The organism is Butyrivibrio sp. AE2032, assembly GCF_000702965.1.
In genome coordinates this window covers 225,705-243,668 of sequence record NZ_JNLF01000003.1, presented here as the reverse complement: position 1 = coordinate 243,668, position 17,964 = coordinate 225,705, and the positions used below count along the sequence as shown (strand labels likewise).

The following is a 17,964-nucleotide window of genomic DNA, read 5'->3' as shown; positions in this document are numbered from 1 at the left end:
GTGTTATGAAGAACAAAGCTTTGAGGAAGCTGCTTTGTGTGACATTGTCTGCGATGCTTGTGTTTGGGGCAGCAGGCTGTGGAGAGCAGACAGGACAACCTACACAGGGTGAAGAGACACAGGCAGTTGAAGCGGAGACTGCAGCTGATGAGGCTGCTGGGGCAGAGACTTCAGCTGAGGCAACTCAGGAAGCAAGCCAGGAGGAAGACCTGGAAGAGGAAGATGAGGAAGAGGAGGCTTCACTGGTAACAGGTGAGAACCTTCTTTCAAACGGCGATTTCTCCAGTGGTAAGGATCCCTGGTCATACTTCTGCCAGAACGGTATCTGCGATATGTCTATAAATAGCGAAGGCGAGCTGGATGTGGACATCAAGAATGTGGGCACAGTTGAGTACGGTGTTCAGATGTACCATGATGGCTTCTCTCTTTATGAGGGCTGTGAGTACAAGCTTACTTTTGACGCAAGGTGCGACATTGAAAGAAACCTGGAGATGAGATTCCAGATAAACGGCGGCGATTATCACGCTTACTTTAGCGACAATGTTGCTGTGGGACCTGAGACTCAGAGCTACGAGTACACCTTCACGATGAATGAGACTACTGATCCTGCTCCGAGATTCTGCTTCAACATGGGGCTGACTCCTGATCTTGATAAGTCAGTGGCTGAGCACCATGTATATTTTGATAACTTTGTACTGACTGTTGTTGATGATTCCGGAAAGGTAGCAGGAAGTGGGGAGGTGCAGATGCCTGACATAGCTGTTAATCAGATTGGATATTTGCCCGGCGCATATAAGTCTGCAACCCTAAGAAAGAGTGCGCTTAAGCAGACTGCAAAGCTCATAAATGAAGCAACAGGCGAGGTTGTTCTTGAGGCTGAAATTGGCGGCGGAATAAAGGATCCTGATACAGGTGAGAAGGAAGAAGCCTTTGTTTTCACAGAGGTTACAGATGAGGGAACCTATCACGTTGAGTCCGGAGAAGCGGTTTCACCAAGTTTCAAGATCGGCAAAGATGTTTATGAGGAGGCCTTCAAGGCTTCAATAAAGATGCTTTATTACCAGAGATGCGGAACTGAGCTTCCGGCCAAGTACGCAGGAGATTTTGCGCATCCTGTATGTCACAACGAAGAGGCTGTTCTTTATGAGGACAGAACCAAGAAGCTTGATGTTTCAGGTGGATGGCACGATGCAGGAGATTACGGAAGATATTCTGTAGCAGGTGCAAAGGCGGCAGCAGATCTTTTGATCGCTTACGAGAGATATCCGGATGTATTCGGAGATGATCTGGATATTCCTGAGAGCGGAAACGGAATTCCTGATGTTCTTGATGAAGCTAAGTACGAGCTTGACTGGCTTCTTAAGATGCAGGCAGATAACGGCGGTGTTTATCACAAGGTTACCTGCAGCAATTTCCCCGGTGAAATAATGCCAGAGGAAGAGACTGATGAGCTTATCATCATGCCTGTTTCTACAACAGCTACCGGCGATTTCGCAGGTGTCATGGCTTTGGCAGCCAGAGTATACGAGGATATTGATAAACCTTACGCAGATAAGTGCCTCGAGGCAGCTAAGAAGGCAGCAGCTTATCTTGACAAGGTTCCTTCAGATAAGATCGGTTACAAGAACCCTAACGATGTTTCGACCGGTGAATATGAAGATGAATATGATCTGGACGAGAGATACTGGGCTTATGCAGAGCTGTTCAAGACTACCGGTGACAAGGCTTACGAGAAATCCATGAGCGAGTGGATCCCTAACAATGGTCTTTCACTGGGCTGGCAGGGCATGGCAGGCTATGGCGCTTACGCATACCTTACTGCCAAGAATACGGATTCTGCTCTTGTGGAGAAGTTCACTAACAGTGTAAACAACCTGGCAGAAGTTCTGGACAAGAAGACTAATATGTATCCATACGGTTCTTCTATCGTTGGCGATTATCCTTGGGGCAGTAACCTTACCATTGCCAACAACGGTGCTTTCATGCTGATGATGCAGGGCGTTACAGATATGGCAGACAAGGTTATTGCTGATAAACAGCTTAACTACCTGTTTGGTAACAATGCTACCGGCTACTGCTTCCTTACAGAGTTTGGAACCAATTACTCAGATCACCCACATCACAGACCTTCACAGGCTCTTGGTAAGACTGTTCCCGGAATGATCGTCGGTGGTCCAAGTAACTCTCTCGGAGATCCATACGCAGCCAACGTGCTCAAGGGCGTTCCTTCCGCTAAGTGCTACGTAGACAACTCCCAAAGCTACTCAACCAACGAGATCACAATCTACTGGAACTCACCGGTTATCCTCTTACTTGCCGGCGAGATTGCAGAGACTAAGTAAATTACGAATTTTGAAAGAGCCGCAACATTTCTATGCCCTGGCTGTTAGACGTACCAGGAAAAGGTGTTGCGGCTCTTTTTTGATATGGTTTTGTTAATGATTCTGACGACGAAAAAAACATCTTGATTTTCATTTGGATGCGTTATATAATGAAAAACGTCGCTGATGGCTGACACAGTCAGAAGCCAATCGGGGTGTGGCTCAGTTGGTAGAGCACTATCTTAGGGAGGTAGGGGCCGCGTGTTCGAATCACGTCACTCCGATTTAGAAGAACCGCTCAGTTGAGCGGTTTTTCTATTTCATTATCGCATAAAGTGGTTCCTGAAGGAACTATTTGTCGAGAACTGTCCCCAGACCCGTACTGGTTCGTTGGCTCGACATAGGGATTTACGTCTTTATTTCAGTTTTGTTCAAAAAAGATGTCGTCAAAATCTATGACAACGTCTCAATTCCACTTTTCAAGGAAATAGCAGTAAGAATTAGTACTAGCGAGGCTATAGTGGAGTCTTTAATGATTCTTTAATGCCATTTATTACTGCTAGAATCGAAAAATATGAAAATGAGCAGTACGGAGTTTATATGAATGTCACAATAATCAACGCATCTATACGTCTTAGGAAAAGAAAACGAAAATCCAGACGTTACGATTTTATTTTTAAGCATCCGCAGGAACAAAAACGTAAAAAAAGACGTAAATACGGGATTGAAATGAGCCAAGTGATACCCATGAAGTGGACACGGTTTTAATCATTTTGACTGTATATTAGCAAAGATAAATTGACAGGAAGGGAAACATGATTAGTTACAAAGATGAATTAAACAAGCAGTTGGAGGAACTGAGACAACTTGAAAAGAAAGCTGCCAACAGAGAGAAGACATACAAGGGCCTTGAAAAAGGGAGCATCCGTGTGTCCAAAAGCAGAGGGCATTTCCAGTATCACTTCAGAAAGGAAGGCGAGGAAAAAGAACAATACATCTCCAAGATTGATATTAGTAGGATAAGACTCTTGGTACAGAGAGAGTACGATGAAAAGGTACATAATCTTCTGAAGGATATGATAAACAGGCTGGAGAAGTTTAATGGTAAGTATGATGCTGATAGCATAGATGATCTTTATGAAAATCTTCGCGATGGTCGCAGGGAATTTGTCACTCCCATTCGCCCCACAAGAGAAATGATCATTAACAATTGGTACGCCACCCACAAGGGTAACCAGAATTCATATGAGAGAAAGTATGAATTCCCTACACTAAGGGGAGAACTTGTCCGTTCGAAGTCAGAAAAGATCCTGGCGGATTACTTTTACAACAAGGGAATCCCCTATGTATGTGAACCGGAGATAAGATTAAAAAGTGGAAAACGCGTGTATCCTGACTTTGGAATACTCAATGTTAGATTGAATAAAACGATGTATTGGGAGCATCTGGGGCTTATTGAACAGGAAGGATATGCTTCCAGAAATTTCGAGAAGATACTGGACTATGAGGAGTGTGGTTTGATACTTGGGAAGAATCTCATCATAACCCTTGAAACGCAAGAGCGCCCCTTAGATGTAAAAGTTGTAGATGAAAAAGCAAGGATGGCGTTCTGTGATCTCAGTTTTTATCATAGTTAATCTTATAGTTTGAATCACTTATCTATTGATGTATACTATCACTGAACATCAAAGGACAATTACTGCTGAAATGAATCATAAATTATCTTGTAATAGCTTCATATTGTTCATCTTGGCATGGACCATCATAATTGGTGGTCTGTTTTTTGATGTGCATGAGACATTAGAGTATTCAGAGCGCCAATGCATTTCGGCTGAAGTTAATGCTGATAACCGAAGTTTGCCATTACATAGCAATCAGTATATAAAGTCTGGCAGCACCTTTATTGTCTCTACCCCTGAAGTGAGGGATGTAAGAACTATTAGTGAAGTACTGAAAAGGATGGAAAACAATTCTTCCTGCAAAAGAATTATCATCCTCGTATTATATAGTCATACCCATTCTTTACCTTTTCTATAGGTATAAGGTATGCTGTTAAAGATGCTGTGGATTGGTGTGTTTGTCCTACCGCGTAGACGGTTTAAGAAAGGCTCCAACCACAGTCTCTTTGTTTAATTGTTAATCAGTTAGATACCGCATGACGGTTTATGTAGAACGAGGTTACAGCATGCAAAGAGCCCTGTGGATCTTATAACAGCAGCATCAAATACTTTTAAGGAGGATCATGATTATGATCTATGTTGGTATCGATGTTGCCAAGGACAAGCATGACTGCTGTATTCTTGACGACGAAGGCAGGAAGCTCTATCCAGTCTTCACCATCTCAAATGACAAGGTCGGTTTTGATGAGCTTTTCTCCAGAATCGAAGAAGTGACTTCTGACAAGACAGAAATAAAAGTAGGTCTTGAAGCTACCGGTCACTATTCTAACAATCTTCTGGCGTCGCTCGTTGATAAAGGTTTCCCGACCGTTGTTATCAACCCGCTACACACAAATCTTTACAGAAAAGGTCTAAGCCTTAGAAAGACGAAAACGGATAAAGTCGATGCCTCTTCGATCGCTATGATGTTGATGACCGATAGGACACTCAAGCCCTACTCGGAAATATCATATCACAAAGAAGAGCTGAAATCATTAACCCGCTATCGCTTTGACAAGGTTCATGAACGTTCTAAGCTCAAGTCTTCTTTAGCCAGGCTTGTGAACATCCTATTCCCCGAACTGGAGAAACTTGTTCCTTCGCTTCACCTTAATTCCATCTACACGCTTTTAGAAGAACTCCCCGGTGCCGATTACATTGCAGGATGTCATTTGACACATCTCAAAAAGCTTCTCGAATCCTCTTCCAAAGGACGATACAGCCGAGATAAAGCTATTGAGATCAGGAATGCCGCTATCGATTCTATCGGCACACCTATGGACGCAAAATCCATGGAACTACGACATACCATTCATCTCATCTGGATACTTTCCGAAGAGATTGAAGAAATCGAAGCCTCCATAAAAGCAATCATGGATGAAATGCAATCCCCGATAATGACCATCCCCGGCATCAGTTACCGTATGGGAGCGATGATTCTGGCGGAAGTAGGTGACTTTGCACGTTTCGATAATGCAGACAAGATTCTCGCTTATGCAGGATTATCTCCATCAACATATCAATCCGGGCAGCTTGATTCATCACACTCGCACATGGAGAAACGTGGGTCACGATACCTACGGTATGCGCTTTTCAACGCCACAAAGTTTGTCTGTAAATGGGATGAATCCTTCGGCATCTACCTCGGAAGAAAAATATCCGAGGGCAAGCACTACAATGTAGCCGTATCACATGCGGCGAAAAAGCTGATCCGAACAATCTATAGGATGGAACTAACCGGACAAGCTTACTCTCCGAGCTAATCAATCAGATATACCTTTTCTATTTGAGCACCCAATCGGATGCTCTGTTTGTCATGCAATTTTCAAGGAACTGATTGCTGGAAATAAGTCCCAGCCACTATACAAATCGCATTTCTGCGTTTTGATTAAAAATCATTTATTTTTTCTTGACTTCTAATAGTTAGTCTTTCTTTAGTCTTATATATTCTGATTTGTGAGGGCGCATATTACGCTTCTGTTTTGCCCTCCATATTCCCGTGGACCAGTATTATATCTTCAAGGTGTAGCACTATCTGCTACATCCACAATCAGGACGGAGAAAAGTAATCTCCTATTTCCCACAAATATGAAAAGAGATTAGGGCACGGCGTTAGTGTTCCTATGTCAGGGCAGACTTTGTCTGTCCTAGTTTGCGTACACATTATTCGATATGCTGCATAGGCAGCTGGAAAAGGAGATTTATGATACTTTCAGATATTATTGTTGGTGTTTGCTGCGTACTGGCTTTTGGAGCAGTTGTATGGGCAGCAATAAATGAGTTCAGACCTGATTTAAAGGATGACACAAATATTGATTTGGAAAATGAAGATGGAGAGGAAGATAATCATGAGTAATATATTTATATATCTGTTTATATTGTTCATGGTTGTTCTAGGAGGAGGCTCAACAATCTATGTTGTAAGTGCACTTCCAATTGTGATCATCTATAAAATACACAGAAGGATTAAACATGGCGAAAACATCATGTGATCATTATCATCAGGAGTGGGTGGTTCCCACTCCTTTTTTAACATCTAGCTTCCAGCTTTAGTCATTAATAAATTAAAAAAGTTTGATAACACCTATTAACTATTAACAATTGTTATCCGATAAATAAGATGTAAGGGAAACGATACATATTTTTAGGCACTTTATGGATAGAAGCATAATACACGGAGGTAGGCAAATGGCTTTATCAAATGTAATGACAAGATCACTTATATCTGCCAGCAGCTCCATAAAACAGGTTAAGGCTCAGCATGCAATAAAGTCACAGATGGAAGGCAAGGCCGGAGTGCTTGAAGCTGAGATTAAGCAGGATTCTGGTAGAGGTGGAGATGTTACTAAAAAGAAAGAAGAACTGGAGCACATACAGAAAAAAGCTACTGAAATAGGCCAGCAGGAAATGTCACAGCTATATGAGCTTAACAGCAATATGAACGAAGCAGCCAAAGCAGATGCTGAAGAACAAAAGCAGAATGAACGTATTGAAAAGCAGCGCGAGAAGAAACGTGCCGAAAGAAGAGAGCAGGCCGAACAGCTTCAGGAACAGATCGCTGAAAAGGCTTCAGGAAATGTTCAGATTCCGGGTGAAGGCGAAGAAAAACAGATTACTGTTGCCGGTGTAGAAGTTAAAACTAAGTCTGCATCAACTTATAATACCAGTGTTCCTCACATTGATGAAAGAGTTGCTCCAACAACACCATCAGAGGTCTCTGCCAGCATTTCTGTAAATCATAGCGTGGATATAAAGACTTAAAATCTTAAATGTTTATTAATTTGCGTTTATAATTAATGTTTGTTATTTCATGTGTTATCCTATAAATAGAGAAATAATCTGATTAAGCACATGCGGGAGGTACATTATGCCAAGAGAAGAGATGCTTCCAAGTGAAAGCGAATGGATGATCATGGAGGTACTGTGGAGATGCGGCCATGACCTTACATCTGCTGAGATAACAGACAGGCTTCCGAAATCTTCCAAGATGACACAGAGAATGGTAAGGGTCCTGATAAACAGACTTTGCAAGAAGGGAATGCTTACATATACCGTGGATCCTGATGACAGCAGGGTTTATCACTATACAGCTGCAAGAGGAAGAGAGGAGTGCCAAAAGGCAAAGAGCAGTGCTTTTGTTGAAAGCTATTTTGAAGGCAACAGGCTTTCAGCTGCATTTGCAGTATTAGATAAAGAAAATCTATCTGAAGAACAGATAAAGGAACTGGAAAACCTAATAGCTAAGGCAAAAAAGAATAAATGAGTCTCACGGATGAGCAAAGGAGCAGTTATGCAGGGAATGCTGTTATTCTTTAATAAGCTATATGGATTTTTAGAATTTGTATGTGTCTATTTCGCGACCATACTTGGTTTTTGTGCGATTATATCGATTTTTGTTTTGGGAATCATTATGATTCTGCGGAGCACGCTGTTTTCTAAGAGCGTTTTTGGGAAGGCTGCTTTGTGGTGTCTATTGATTCCTGTTATTTTTTGCGGGAAGCTTCATGTTTACTATGAGACTAAGGCCGGTTTATATCTGATGCTTTGGTGGCATGATCTATGTGTAAGGCACACATGGATAGGCATACTTTACATCATTGTAATATTGGCATTGGGATTCAAATTTTGGTGGAGAAGAAAAAAGCTTACTGATTCAGTAAAGCGTTTTTATGATTCCGAAGAGTACAGTTCAAAATATGTTATCAAGGTGTTCCCCGGTGAACTGTCATCTTTTTGCACTGGATGCATAAGACCTGTAATTGTTATCCCTGAAAGCATTTCATCAGATGAAGCTGGGGTTGTCATAAAGCATGAAGAGACGCACATTATGCTCGGACATCTTTGGATACTTCTGGCATATGACATCTTTCGTGTTTTGCTATGGCCTAATGTATTTCTGCATATTTGCGTAAGTTTTTTAAAAAGAGATCTGGAGGACATCTGCGACACAGTTACAATCCAGAGAAGCGGAATTGATGCATGTGATTATGGCGAGACAATCTTAGGCTGCGCCAGGAATATGATGCAGACAAGAAAAAAGCTTGGATGTGAGGGCGGAATGTCTTTTGCATGGGATGACAGTTATACAATCCTGAAAAAGAGATTGGAAAGGATTGTTGCCAGAAAAGTCTACAATCCAAAGATTCTGACCATTGGGGTAGTTACTATAATGATTTTGGTGGTGGCTTCTGTGGGAATCATTAAAGCCAATTCATATAAAAGAATTAATAATCTGGGAATAATAAGCAGTATTTGCTATACGGGAAATAACCAGAAAATCTATGCAGATACTGACAAAACAGTTGTAGTTGATTTTGATGAAGACTATATCTATGTTGATGGGAAAGCACTTTTGGAACAGTATCCTGAGGCAAAAGAGGCTGATGGATGGTTTTACATTTCATCAGGCGGATACTATAAGATCCCTGGAATCGGCGGCGGTGGTGGTTGGGCAGAGATAAATGCAAAAGAAATACATGATGGAATTATAAAGCTGGGTAATCATACTGATATGGATATTTGGGACCGCATTATCATGTGGCTATGACAAAAGGATGTGTGAGCAACAGAAATGTGCATTTACTGCACATTTCGTGAGAATATGATTCAGGAGTGAGGAGCAATCTTTGCGAAGAAAATTTCATTATTGCTCCGAATCCTATGAGCAGCTTGCTGCGAATAGGAGGTGATAATGCTGTGAATGGCGGATGGGAAGTAAATGTAAGCGGAAATACAACGCATTACAGAAAAAAACTTTATGATGTTTATGGCAATCATGTTGGAACCATAGGAATCTGCAAGCCTACCAAACAGACCGGAAAAAAGAAAAAGGCAGCTCTTTACAGTTTCAAACAGGTCTCGTCACAGGTGCTTGCTGCTAAGACTTCAGGAAAAGCAGCACAGGTATCAACGAGCATAAGGATGAAGATAGGTCTTTTGCGTAAGCAGCTAAAGAACGGCGACTATGATGAAGAAGAAATCCTAAGGGCTATACTTCATGCGGAAATGGTCCAGCGTGCCTGTGACAAGAAAAAAAAGAATCTGAAGATGGAAGAACAGGCAGAAAGGAGTATGAAGAGCGAAGAAGAAATGCCTGTTGAACCTGAAGAAAACATTGAGGAAGAGGCTTCTGAGGAAGAGATTAAAGAGCTGGAACAGGAAGAGTTTGAAGCTCTCATGGAAAAGTTGGAGATGGCTGCTGAGGATATGATGGAGATGGCAGAAGAAACAGCTGAGCTTGATGAGGATCTGGATGAGATGGCAGAAGCTCTTTCCGGATCTATGACACCGGAAGATCTGGAGCAGCTTAAAGTGAAACACAGATCGGATGAAGCAAGGGACATTCTGAAAGCTGACCTAAAATATCTGAAAGCCTTGTTTGACAGATTACAATCGGAAAAGGAAAACGCTGGAAAAGCCTCATTAGCTGGAGGATATGACTGCGGAGTATCGTTGTCACTTGGAGGAATGGATATGCCAGTAACCACCACATCATCGCAAAGTATGTCGGTGGAAACGGGTGGATCATTTGATGTTGAAGTTTGAGATTATCTTCGATAATCACGTCGCTCCGCTGAGGATGCGCACCTCGTGGTAAGGAAAATTATTGCTTGCGCAATCCGCTCGGGCGCAACGAGCCTTTAGGGCTCTTTATTTTAACAGATACTGCTAACAAATGTTAATAAAAGGATGCTAGTCGCACTTAGCGAGCATTGCGAGCTTAGTAAGACTGTATCCGAAGTGAAACGGAGGTGGAATTACATTATGAGTATCGGGATTAACACAAACTATGGGAACTACAACTATGCAGGCGTTAATAATGCTGAGCCTAGCTGGGCAAAGAACGATGAGAAAGATGAAAAGAAGGAATCTGCGGTAAACCAGCAGGGTGCTGTATATGAGATGACAGTCACAGAAAAGAGCAGTAAGGAAGATGATTCCAAGGCAATCTATAAGAAATCAGCTACTGACAGAGCAGCTATTGTTCAGCAGATGAAAGCAGCAGAGGAACAACAGAGAAACCAGCTGATGACTATAGTTCAGAAAACTCTGCAGGGACAGGTAGGTGCATATGGCAAAGCTACAGGAAACAGCATGTGGCAACAGCTTGCTGGTGGAAATATCAAGGTTGATGCGGCTACAAGAGCGCAGGCACAGAACGATATTTCGGAAGACGGATACTACGGTGTAAAGCAGACATCCCAAAGATTGTTTGATTTTGCTGCAGCCCTTGCAGGAGATGATGTAGACAAGATGAAAGAAATGCAGAAAGCCATGGAAAAGGGATTCAAGCAGGCTACTAAGACCTGGGAACGTGAACTTCCGGCTATATGCAAAGAGACTATAAATGCAGCCAATAAGCTGTTTGAGGATTATTATCAGCAAGCTTCACTAAGCTCGTAAGAACCTCGCTAAGTGAACTTGCATGGCTCGCACTAAGCTCAAAAGTACTTCGCTAAGTGCTCTGCTCAACTCTAAACAACCGGTGGTTTGATCATAATAAGGGGGCTGGTGGTAATGGCAGATGGTCTTAAAACATTTATTAGGGAACTATTAGATCCAAGTCCTATCAAAGAAAAGCACGTTGATCTCACGATGGAGCAGTTTGAAGAGCTTCAGAGAATATTGGAGAACGCCTATGAATATAAACATGCAAGGGTTAAATCTTCTTAACAGACCTATGAGCAAAGCAACGCAGGACCGAATGGAAAGACAGGCCAAGCGTGATAATCAGATAGCCTTTTTTGAAAAGCAGAAGGAAAACCTCAAGAACATAAAAAGCAATTCTCTTGAGGATATCCAGAGAAAGCTCGATATGTTCCAGCAGTATGATGACCAGATTGATGCAGCTAAAGCCTCATATAACAACTCTCAGATGTTCCATATATTGGATGAGGCCAGAGAACGTGGTGAAAAGATTGCTGAAGAAGCTGAGAAGATGGCTCCAAAGACTCCGGAAGAGCATCGTGAAGAAATGATCGAGGAAGCAACCGGTATCGATAAGGATAAAGGTATTCTTTCTGAGGTCATGGATGAACTTGAGGATCAGCTTGAAGAACTTACCGAAATGGCAGAGGACATGGCAGAGCTTAATGAAGAGAATCTTGAGGCGTTATCAGATGAAGCAATTGCTGAATCCGATGCCGCTGCAATAGCACAGGCGAAGGAACTAAACAACATGCCGGTTGATAAAGCGTTGCCTGAAAAATACAGGCATATTGATTACCACATTTAAGGAATGGATTCCGGGTAATAGCAAAGGAGGGTGGATATATGTCAACAATCAGAGGATATTCACAGAGCAACTATTATGACAGCGCAGATAACGATTATAGTGCATATAACCAAAATGCCAGTTCGTTCCTGGCTGGGTTAAGTATCAATTCAGGGAACAGCAATAACAATGGCATCATGGGTGGAATAAACCTCTCAGATTACGCCGGTATAAAGAATGGATCCTATGGGAAACTTGTTAAGGCCTATTATGCCAAGCAGAAGGCTGATGGTGCTTCATCAGGCAGGGATTCATCTGCAAAACTTACTTCCATGGGAAGTGCAGCAGGTACTCTGGCAAAGTCCGCAAGTGCTCTTATGAAGGACTCTCTTTGGGAAAAGAAACAGATCAAGACCAAAGATGAGAAGACGGGCGAAGAGACTACAAAAGAAGATTATGACTGGGATTCAATTACCAAGGCTGTAAAGTCATTTGTTGATAATTACAACAAAACTATTGAGAGTGCCGGTAATTCGAACACCAAGGATGTTTTAAGAAATGCTGCATGGATGACCAAGACCACAAAGTCTACAGAAAGACTTTTGGAACGTGCCGGTATATCGGTAGGTGCTGATAATAAGCTTGAGCTTGATGAGGATGCCCTTAAAAAGGCGGATATCAGTACTTTGAAGAGTGTATTTACAGGTTATAACTCTTTTGCATCAAAGGTTTACGACAAGGCGCAGTCCATGACAAACGCCGCAGCAAGAGCTGGTGGCACGTATACGAGCACTGGAAATTATTCAGATGTGCTGCCATCAATTCTGCCGTCAAATATTGATAAAAAAGAGTGAGCTATTCAGGCTTTAATAAAGAATCATTTTTGCCGATATACATATAGATGACCATAATTATGAATGATACAAGATAGTATCAGTTTTGCCATAAGTGGAGGTGCTTTATGAGGATACAACAGAACACGGATGTTCAAATAAATCCTTTCCAAAATCAGAATAATGCCCAGTCGACTACTGGGGCAGGTAAAACTGCACATAAGAGCGGCAATTTGTCCTCAGTATCAGGTGCCAATCTGAAGGGTGAAAGCCTTGTCCAGCAGAGGCAGGGCCTAGCCAGAAAACAGGCACTCAAGGTGGTTTCCGATGCATTTGGCGGAGAGAAGAAGCTGGATGCACAGATGCAGTCTATTAAAGATGAGATAAAGCGCCTTCAGGACGAGATCAACGAAAAGACTGCGGATACACTGGAGAATGATGCCAGGTTAAAAGAACTCCAGGAAGCATATGGAATTGATCCGGACAGCGAAGAGAATAATGAGCTTTCAAAACTTGCTTTTAAGATGAATAATTCCAAGGATGGCTTATCTGATGAAGAAAAAAGCAAAATGTCGGAGTATCATCAAAAAGCACTTTACTATGTGGCAGCAAATCAGCAGAATTCACTTGATATAGACAGGGCAAAAGCTCAGCAGATGGGAAATGTTCAGGGTTTTGCAGATATGAAAAGAGAACGAGCTAAGTCACAGGATATGCTGAAAGCTCAGGATGAAGCTGAAGATATTATGGAAGCAGCGGGCGAAGAGGCTATAGCTCTTTTGACGCAGGAAGCGGTTGAGCATGTAGACGAAGAGCAGAAGGAACGCGAGGAAGAAGCCAAAGAAGCTGCCGAAAAGAAGAAAGAAGAGAAGAAGGAAGAAGCAAAGAAACTCGAAAAAGAAGCTATGCAGCAGGAAATGATAGAGAATATCAAGGAACACGCAGCAGAGAGCCAAAGAACCAGTGCTGATACCAAACGGGCTATTGCAAGAAGAGAACGTGCAGAAGCTGACAGCATGGGAGCAGAGGATGCCCAGAGAACTATTATTTCTGAGAGTGCATCTATGGAAGATACGCAGAATGCTGTTAATTCTGAAATTACGAATATCCTCAATAAGCTGAGCTTACTTTCAAATGATGTTAAGGGCAGCGCTGTTGACAGTCAGATATAAGAAGGCTATTCATGACATAGATGATGTTATTGGTGACATTAGTATTATCTGATAAAGGATTGATGCCGAAAGGAAAAAGAGAAACCCTTGTGATATTCACAAATCATGTACAAGGAGGTAGATGATTATGGCAGGAATCAATATAACTTCAGTGAATAGACAGGTAAAAGACATTAGTCAGGAAATATATGCTGCAAAGTTGCAGCGTGACGAGGTGCAGTCAAAGTCTGTGAACAAGGATGAGAGCAGTGGCTTACAGAACGCTGTCGCCGATAAACTAAGTGATAAATCTAACATAAATACTGCTTTCTCAGATACGGCAGCTACTTTGTCTATTTCTGCTTTAGGCGCTGAAGAATTGGAAAAAGTAAGAGATTCCTGGAATAATCATCCTGTCAGCGCGTTATATGAAAAAGACATACCGGTAAGCAAAAATGCAGAGGGTGTATATAAAATTGGCGGAGCTTCTTTTAATGATGAGGAGTTATCTGCTGCAAGAGATCTGATAACAGGTATCGGAAGTCAGTTAAAGAATGGATATCTCAGTTACAGAGATTATGCAAAGATGGAAGTAGCGCAGAAGGTTGTTGATAACCGTGCTTACGAAGGCTTTAATGATGATCAGGCCAAAGCTATTAGCAAGGCTATGAAAGACTACAATAATAATCTGATCAGAACTCAGGAAAGGATGCTGGCAAATAAGAAAACTAAGACTAATGATGATCCTGAATCCGGAAAATATTTTGGCATTGAGGTTCATGTGCCAAATGAAGTAAGAAAATCAACTAATGAGTATGCAAGCACAGATATTGCAACAAACCGGGATCTTATTGCAAACATCCGTGACAACATCAGAAACACAGATATTTCAGACAAAAATGCTGTCAACAAGTTAATGGCTTCGTATGAAGATATGATGAGACCTGCTTATAATGCACAATACCCAGATGTGCTTAAGGCGAACTTGGATGATACACTTTCTAAGGATATAAGCGACTTTCTTAAACTTATCGAATATGCAGACAAGTTGGTTAGATAGCAGAGTTATATACTGAAACAGATTTTATACGGGTATATTCAGAGAGAAGCAGGAAATCCTTTGCTTCTCTTCTTTTTGTTTGTGGTCATGGAATGTTATAATGACGTGGAAATGCGTAAACTAACATAAATGGGGAAATGCTATGCAACTAGAATCACATGATCTGAATACATTAAGAAAAATAATAAGAGATTTGCAGGAAGAAAACATTCATTTGAAGTCTTTGTTGTCAAGTAATGGAATTGCCTTTGAAGTAGAAAATGCCTTTGAAGAGGATATAGAGAGCAGCGACGTATATGATCCAGATCAGGGAGCGCGTATCATAAAGTATCCAATAACTGATCATATGGCTAAGTTCTTTTTTTACATGTTTCATGGCAGGGAAGATGTTTATGCTAAGAGAGGGAAAAAGGGAGGCTACTTTCCACAGTGTGATAATAGGTGGAATAGGATATGTCCAAAGAATAATGATTCTAAAACTTTTTGTGATGAAGATTGTCCTTATAGATCATGGAAAAGTTTGGAATTGAAAGATATAAAACGGCATCTAATCGGGAATAGCGCTGAATGTGACGATGTTATCGGAACATATCCTTTATTTACTGATAACACATGTAGATTTTTGGTGTTTGACTTTGATAATCATGAAAAAGATTCATACAAAAATGATTATGCCAACACAGATGATTTGTGGAAAAGTGAGGTTGATGCTTTAAGGAAGATTTGCGATAAAAATGGTATTGATGCACTTGTTGAAAGGTCAAGATCTGGGAAAGGTGCGCATATATGGTTATTTTTTAGCAAGCCAATTCAAGCTTCATTGGCGAGAAATTTTGGATTTGCATTGTTGGATGATGGTGCATTATCAGTTAATATGCCTGCATTTAAGTATTATGACCGAATGTATCCATCACAAGATGTACTTAGTAAAATAGGCAATCTTGTGGCTTTACCATTGCAGGGAAGGGCAATACAGAACGGAAATAGTGCTTTTATTGATGAAAATTGGAATGCATATCCCGACCAGTGGGACAAGCTGAGTAGAATCAAGAAAATTTCGGAATCCGAAATAGAGGCATTTATCCAGAGATGGAATACAGAAAAGATTCAGAATGGTTCAAATACAAAATACGCGCAGGGGCAACTTCGCCCATGGAAAAGGGATGATGGTTTTGTGACTTCAGATGTCATCGGTAATGAAATGCATATTGTGTTAGATGACGGAGTATATATTGATGCTTTGAATCTACTAGTGAGAATTCAGAATCAGATAAAGGGGATTGCAACCATTGATAATCCTAAGTTTTATGAAATGAAAAGACTTGGGAAATCAAATTATTATAACTTCAGGCAGATTTCATTATGGGAGGAGTCAGAAGGCTATATAAGATTGCCCAGAGGAATCCTTGAAAATATAGAAGAAAAATGTAGGTCGGCAGGTATAAAATGCGACATTATAGATAAACGTCAATTTGGTAGGCCTATCAGGGTTTCTTTTAATGGGATGCTTAAGGAACAACAGGAATATGCGGCCCAAAAACTTGAAAAGTATGATAATGGCGTTCTTAGTGCAGCGACAGCATTCGGAAAAACAGTTTTAGCTGCGTATTTGATTTCAAAGAAAAAAGTAAATACGCTTATTCTTCTTCAGAATGTTGATTTGATATCTCAGTGGAAAGAGGAATTGGAGAGATTTCTTATAATTGATGAGCAACAGCCTAAATATTACACAAAGACAGGAAAAGAAAAGATCAGGGATAGTGTTATCGGTACGTTGCAAGCTGGAAATGATAAATCGACAGGTATCATTGACCTTGCTTTAGTTGGCTCAGCATATCATAAAGGAGAATTCTTTGAGAATATTGACTCTTATGGAATGGTCATTTTTGACGAATGCCATCATGCTGCATCAGCGCAGGCACAGGCGGTACTTAACCGTGTTAGGGCAAAATATGTTTATGGACTGTCTGCGACACCTGGAAGAAGCGATAAACTCGATGATATTGTGTTTATGATGCTTGGTCCAAAGAGGCATCAGTATACAGCCAAACAACAGGCGGATGAGCAGAAAATTGGCAGATTGTTGAAACCAAGATTCACGAGGGTGCTCAATATTACTGGTGAAAAGCTGGATATAAACAAGGCAGATAGTTTAATTATAGAGAATGAGGTAAGAAATGCTCAGATAGTTAGTGATGTAGAATTGGCTGTTGGTGCTGGCAGAACTCCTTTGGTATTAACTAAGTTAAAAAAGCATGTAGATATATTAAAAGAAAAACTACAAGGTAAAGCAGATCATGTTTTTGTTATTTATGGTGATAATAGCAAAAAAGAAAATGAGCTGATTCGTGAGAAAATGTTAAGTACCCCTGAAAATGAGAGCCTTGTATTGATTGCTACATCGTCAAAAGTTGGTGAGGGCTTCAATTTCCCGAGACTTGATACTTTAATGCTTGCAGCACCTGTTAAATTTGAAGGCAGATTAACCCAGTATGTGGGCAGACTTCATCGTGTGTATGAAGGGAAGAAGGATGTAATCGTATATGATTATGTGGATTCACATATAAGATTCTTTGATCGACAGTATAGGAATAGGTTACGGACATATAAGGAATTGGGATATAAGATTGTCTCGGGTGATCTGACTGAAAAGCAAGTTGCTAATACCATATTTGACAGAAGGGATTATGAGGAAACATTCTTTAGAGATCTTGTGGAGGCAAATAGTGAGGTTGTGATATCGAGTCCAAGGCTAACAAGGTACAAAGTATCAAAAGCAATAGCTCTTTTGAAATCAAGGCAAGAATCCGGTGTAGTTGTAACTTTAATAACAATGAATCCTGAAGTTGTAGGATATGAGGATACTATTGAGCTAAAACTTCTTATCGATGATATAAAAAGGGCAGGTATAGTGGTAAGGATAACTAATGAGTATTCTGAATGCTATGCTGTTATCGATAAGACTATTGTTTGGCATGGCGGAATGAATTTGCTTGGAAATTCATATGGTGGAGATAACCTGATAAGAATTGAAAACACTCAGGCTGCAGACGAATTGCTTGAAATATCAGATTATATGCTGAGGGAGAAGTGAATAATAAAACATGGTATGTTCTTGTTAAATATATTGACAGCATTGTGGACTGTTAATATAATAATCCTAACAGAACCCGACACGCCTCTCATTATGATGCGGACCACGTCGGGTCATTTTATTTTAGAGAAGG

15 protein-coding genes and 1 tRNA gene are annotated in these 17,964 nt (G+C 41.0%); all 16 read left to right on the top strand.

Annotated elements, in window-relative coordinates; genetic code table 11:
* Window positions 1-5 precede the first annotated feature (5 nt).
* Entirely contained in the window at window positions 6-2,342 is a 2,337-nt protein-coding gene (locus BO18_RS02860; protein WP_034443429.1) for a glycoside hydrolase family 9 protein, read from the top strand.
* 190 nt (window positions 2,343-2,532) lie between these two features.
* Window positions 2,533-2,605: transfer RNA gene (locus BO18_RS02855), tRNA-Pro, on the top strand.
* Between the two features lie 531 nt (window positions 2,606-3,136).
* Window positions 3,137-3,958, top strand: a complete 822-nt coding sequence (locus BO18_RS02845) for a hypothetical protein (RefSeq protein WP_034443425.1) — start codon at window positions 3,137-3,139, stop codon at window positions 3,956-3,958.
* A gap of 611 nt (window positions 3,959-4,569) precedes the next feature.
* Window positions 4,570-5,742, top strand: coding sequence for an IS110 family transposase (locus BO18_RS02840; RefSeq protein ID WP_034443423.1), 1,173 nt, complete (start codon window positions 4,570-4,572; stop codon window positions 5,740-5,742).
* Between the two features lie 440 nt (window positions 5,743-6,182).
* The gene (locus BO18_RS34690) at window positions 6,183-6,335 is read left to right on the top strand and encodes a hypothetical protein (RefSeq protein WP_185752335.1); all 153 of its coding nucleotides are present in this window, start codon (window positions 6,183-6,185) and stop codon (window positions 6,333-6,335) included.
* Window positions 6,336-6,667: 332 nt separating this feature from the next.
* Window positions 6,668-7,240 carry a hypothetical protein gene (locus BO18_RS32340; RefSeq protein ID WP_051688461.1) on the top strand — a complete coding sequence of 191 codons (573 nt, stop codon included), beginning with the start codon at window positions 6,668-6,670 and terminating at the stop codon, window positions 7,238-7,240.
* A gap of 106 nt (window positions 7,241-7,346) precedes the next feature.
* Complete coding sequence (locus BO18_RS02830) at window positions 7,347-7,742, top strand: BlaI/MecI/CopY family transcriptional regulator (protein WP_026667539.1); 396 nt, start codon at window positions 7,347-7,349, stop codon at window positions 7,740-7,742.
* A gap of 198 nt (window positions 7,743-7,940) precedes the next feature.
* Entirely contained in the window at window positions 7,941-9,026 is a 1,086-nt protein-coding gene (locus BO18_RS02825) for a M56 family metallopeptidase (protein WP_185752334.1), read from the top strand.
* 149 nt (window positions 9,027-9,175) lie between these two features.
* Window positions 9,176-10,024, top strand: a complete 849-nt coding sequence (locus tag BO18_RS02820) for a hypothetical protein (RefSeq protein WP_034443417.1) — start codon at window positions 9,176-9,178, stop codon at window positions 10,022-10,024.
* A 219-nt stretch (window positions 10,025-10,243) separates the two neighbouring features.
* Window positions 10,244-10,882, top strand: a complete 639-nt coding sequence (locus BO18_RS02815; RefSeq protein ID WP_034443415.1) for a hypothetical protein — start codon at window positions 10,244-10,246, stop codon at window positions 10,880-10,882.
* Between the two features lie 114 nt (window positions 10,883-10,996).
* Window positions 10,997-11,152 (top strand): hypothetical protein, encoded by a 156-nt coding sequence (locus BO18_RS34685; protein ID WP_185752333.1) that lies wholly within the window; start codon window positions 10,997-10,999, stop codon window positions 11,150-11,152.
* Window positions 11,118-11,714: a hypothetical protein gene (locus tag BO18_RS02810; protein ID WP_034443414.1), complete on the top strand. Its 597-nt coding sequence runs from the start codon at window positions 11,118-11,120 to the stop codon at window positions 11,712-11,714. The genes BO18_RS34685 and BO18_RS02810 overlap by 35 nt, the downstream gene beginning before the upstream one ends.
* 38 nt (window positions 11,715-11,752) lie before the next feature.
* The gene (locus BO18_RS34185) at window positions 11,753-12,547 is read left to right on the top strand and encodes a hypothetical protein (protein ID WP_242856504.1); all 795 of its coding nucleotides are present in this window, start codon (window positions 11,753-11,755) and stop codon (window positions 12,545-12,547) included.
* Between the two features lie 107 nt (window positions 12,548-12,654).
* Entirely contained in the window at window positions 12,655-13,698 is a 1,044-nt protein-coding gene (locus BO18_RS02800) for a hypothetical protein (RefSeq protein WP_034443412.1), read from the top strand.
* Between the two features lie 127 nt (window positions 13,699-13,825).
* A complete protein-coding gene (locus tag BO18_RS02795) occupies window positions 13,826-14,737 on the top strand; it encodes a hypothetical protein (RefSeq protein ID WP_034443410.1) in 912 nt (303 codons plus the stop codon).
* A 142-nt stretch (window positions 14,738-14,879) separates the two neighbouring features.
* Window positions 14,880-17,831, top strand: a complete 2,952-nt coding sequence (locus BO18_RS02790) for a TOTE conflict system archaeo-eukaryotic primase domain-containing protein (RefSeq protein ID WP_034443408.1) — start codon at window positions 14,880-14,882, stop codon at window positions 17,829-17,831.
* Window positions 17,832-17,964 lie beyond the last annotated feature (133 nt).

Excerpts from the sequence above, each read along its gene's own strand:
- BO18_RS02860 (WP_034443429.1), top strand. The coding sequence starts at position 6 with ATGAAGAACAAAGCTTTGAGGAAGCTGCTTTGTGTGACATTGTCTGCG.
- BO18_RS02845 (WP_034443425.1), top strand. The coding sequence starts at position 3,137 with ATGATTAGTTACAAAGATGAATTAAACAAGCAGTTGGAGGAACTGAGA.
- BO18_RS02840 (WP_034443423.1), top strand. The coding sequence starts at position 4,570 with ATGATCTATGTTGGTATCGATGTTGCCAAGGACAAGCATGACTGCTGT.
- BO18_RS34690 (WP_185752335.1), top strand. The coding sequence starts at position 6,183 with ATGATACTTTCAGATATTATTGTTGGTGTTTGCTGCGTACTGGCTTTT.
- BO18_RS32340 (WP_051688461.1), top strand. The coding sequence starts at position 6,668 with ATGGCTTTATCAAATGTAATGACAAGATCACTTATATCTGCCAGCAGC.
- BO18_RS02830 (WP_026667539.1), top strand. The coding sequence starts at position 7,347 with ATGCCAAGAGAAGAGATGCTTCCAAGTGAAAGCGAATGGATGATCATG.
- BO18_RS02815 (WP_034443415.1), top strand. The coding sequence starts at position 10,244 with ATGAGTATCGGGATTAACACAAACTATGGGAACTACAACTATGCAGGC.
- BO18_RS34685 (WP_185752333.1), top strand. The coding sequence starts at position 10,997 with ATGGCAGATGGTCTTAAAACATTTATTAGGGAACTATTAGATCCAAGT.
- BO18_RS02810 (WP_034443414.1), top strand. The coding sequence starts at position 11,118 with ATGAATATAAACATGCAAGGGTTAAATCTTCTTAACAGACCTATGAGC.
- BO18_RS34185 (WP_242856504.1), top strand. The coding sequence starts at position 11,753 with ATGTCAACAATCAGAGGATATTCACAGAGCAACTATTATGACAGCGCA.
- BO18_RS02800 (WP_034443412.1), top strand. The coding sequence starts at position 12,655 with ATGAGGATACAACAGAACACGGATGTTCAAATAAATCCTTTCCAAAAT.
- BO18_RS02795 (WP_034443410.1), top strand. The coding sequence starts at position 13,826 with ATGGCAGGAATCAATATAACTTCAGTGAATAGACAGGTAAAAGACATT.
- BO18_RS02790 (WP_034443408.1), top strand. The coding sequence starts at position 14,880 with ATGCAACTAGAATCACATGATCTGAATACATTAAGAAAAATAATAAGA.